The 1,591-nt window shown below is 61.6% G+C and carries 2 protein-coding genes; both read left to right on the top strand.

All coding sequences use genetic code 11. The annotated features are described in order from the left end of the window. Positions 1 to 150: 150 nt before the first annotated feature. The gene (locus WB402_RS01065) at positions 151 to 900 is read left to right on the top strand and encodes a YebC/PmpR family DNA-binding transcriptional regulator (RefSeq protein ID WP_424204894.1); all 750 of its coding nucleotides are present in this window, start codon (positions 151 to 153) and stop codon (positions 898 to 900) included. Positions 901 to 1,126: 226 nt separating this feature from the next. Further along, positions 1,127 to 1,591: crossover junction endodeoxyribonuclease RuvC (ruvC, locus tag WB402_RS01060; protein ID WP_424204895.1), on the top strand; the 465-nt coding region annotated here is incomplete at its 3' end.

Genomic DNA, 1,591 nt, shown 5'->3' with positions numbered 1-1,591 from the left:
CTGCCCTGGACCAGCAAGCGGAGCGGGAAGCGTAGCGCCGCTGGGTCGGGCTGGGGTAACTCGAAGCATCTCACGCTGCGCCATGGACGGCATGCACGATTCACGCCTTTGCGGTGAGCGACAGATTTCAGAGTGGGAAAGAGCGTAGTTATGGCTGGGCATTCGAAGTGGGCGAACATCAAGCACCGCAAAGGCGTGCAGGATGCCAGGCGCGGCAAGATTTTCACCAAGGTAATCCGCGAAATCACCGTGGCGGCGCGCGCCGGTGGCGGGGGCGATCCGAAGCTTAACCCGCGTCTGCGCACCGCCATCGACAAGGCCCTGGATCAGAACATGACCCGGGACACCATCGACCGCGCCATTAAACGCGGCACCGGCGAACTCGAAGGTGCGCATTACGATGAAGTGCACTATGAGGGCTACGGTCCGGCCGGAGTCGCGATCATGGTCGAGTGCACCACCGACAACCGCACGCGCACGGTGGGCGAGGTACGTCACGCTTTCACCAAGCATGGGGGCAATCTGGGTCAGGACGGCTCGGTGGCGTTTCTCTTCAAGAAGAACGGTGTGCTCAACTATCCGCCGGGCACGAGCGAAGACAAGATCATGGAGGCGGCGCTGGAGACGGGTGCCGACGATGTCGTGTCCGACAAGGACGGCTCGATCGAGGTGTTGACTGCGCCCGAGGCATTTCATGCGGTGGTCGAGGCCATGAGCAAACGCGGACTCAAACCCGAGCATGCCGAGATTCAGCTGCGCGCCTCGACCTCGGCACCGGTGAGTGGTACGGACGCGGAACAACTGCTCAATCTTCTCGATGCGCTGGAGGATCTGGAGGATGTGCAGAATGTATTCTCGAATGCGGATGTTCCGGATGAACTTCTCAGGCAGGCGAGTTGATGCATATCGTTTTCAGAATGTTTATGCCAACACCGATTTTGATGCGCGCCATCCATGGCGCGCACCCTGACGGGCGCGCTGCGCGCGTCCACAAAATTGCCGGGAGCAATTTTGGACAGCCGAAGGCTGGCCCGAGCTGCTGTGCAGCAAGCGGCGAGCCCCAGGGACGGGGCGAGCAATTCTGCTCCTGGCAGAATTGTCCCGAAGAATTACTCAAGCTGGCCGGCTGATGCGGGTACTTGGCATCGATCCGGGTTCTCGTGTTACCGGCTTCGGCGTGGTGCAGGTATTGCGCAATGGCCGAATCGAATATATTGCCAGTGGCTGCGTGCGCGTGCCCAAGGGCGAACTCGCCGACCGGCTGAAGACTGTCTATGACGGCGTGACCGAGATCATCAAAACCTACCAACCGACGATGCTGGCCATCGAAAAGGTCTTCATGGCAAAAAACGCCGACTCCGCGATCAAGTTGGGGCAGGCACGCGGCGCGGCGATTCTCGCCGGCGCCAACCAGATGCTCGATATCGCCGAGTATACCGCCCTGCAGATCAAGCGCGCCGCCGTGGGCAAGGGCCATGCCGGCAAGCAGCAAGTTCAGCACATGGTGAAGGCCCTGCTCGGGCTCAGCGCCGCGCCGCAGGCCGATGCCGCCGATGCGCTCGCCTGCGCCATTTGCCACGCGCACCATGCT

The organism is Sulfuricaulis sp. (genome assembly GCF_049587675.1).
Classification (GTDB): Bacteria; Pseudomonadota; Gammaproteobacteria; order Acidiferrobacterales; family Sulfurifustaceae; genus Sulfuricaulis.
This window is presented reverse-complemented; position numbering and strand designations above follow the sequence as displayed.

Excerpts from the sequence above, each read along its gene's own strand:
- WB402_RS01065 (WP_424204894.1), top strand. The coding sequence starts at position 151 with ATGGCTGGGCATTCGAAGTGGGCGAACATCAAGCACCGCAAAGGCGTG.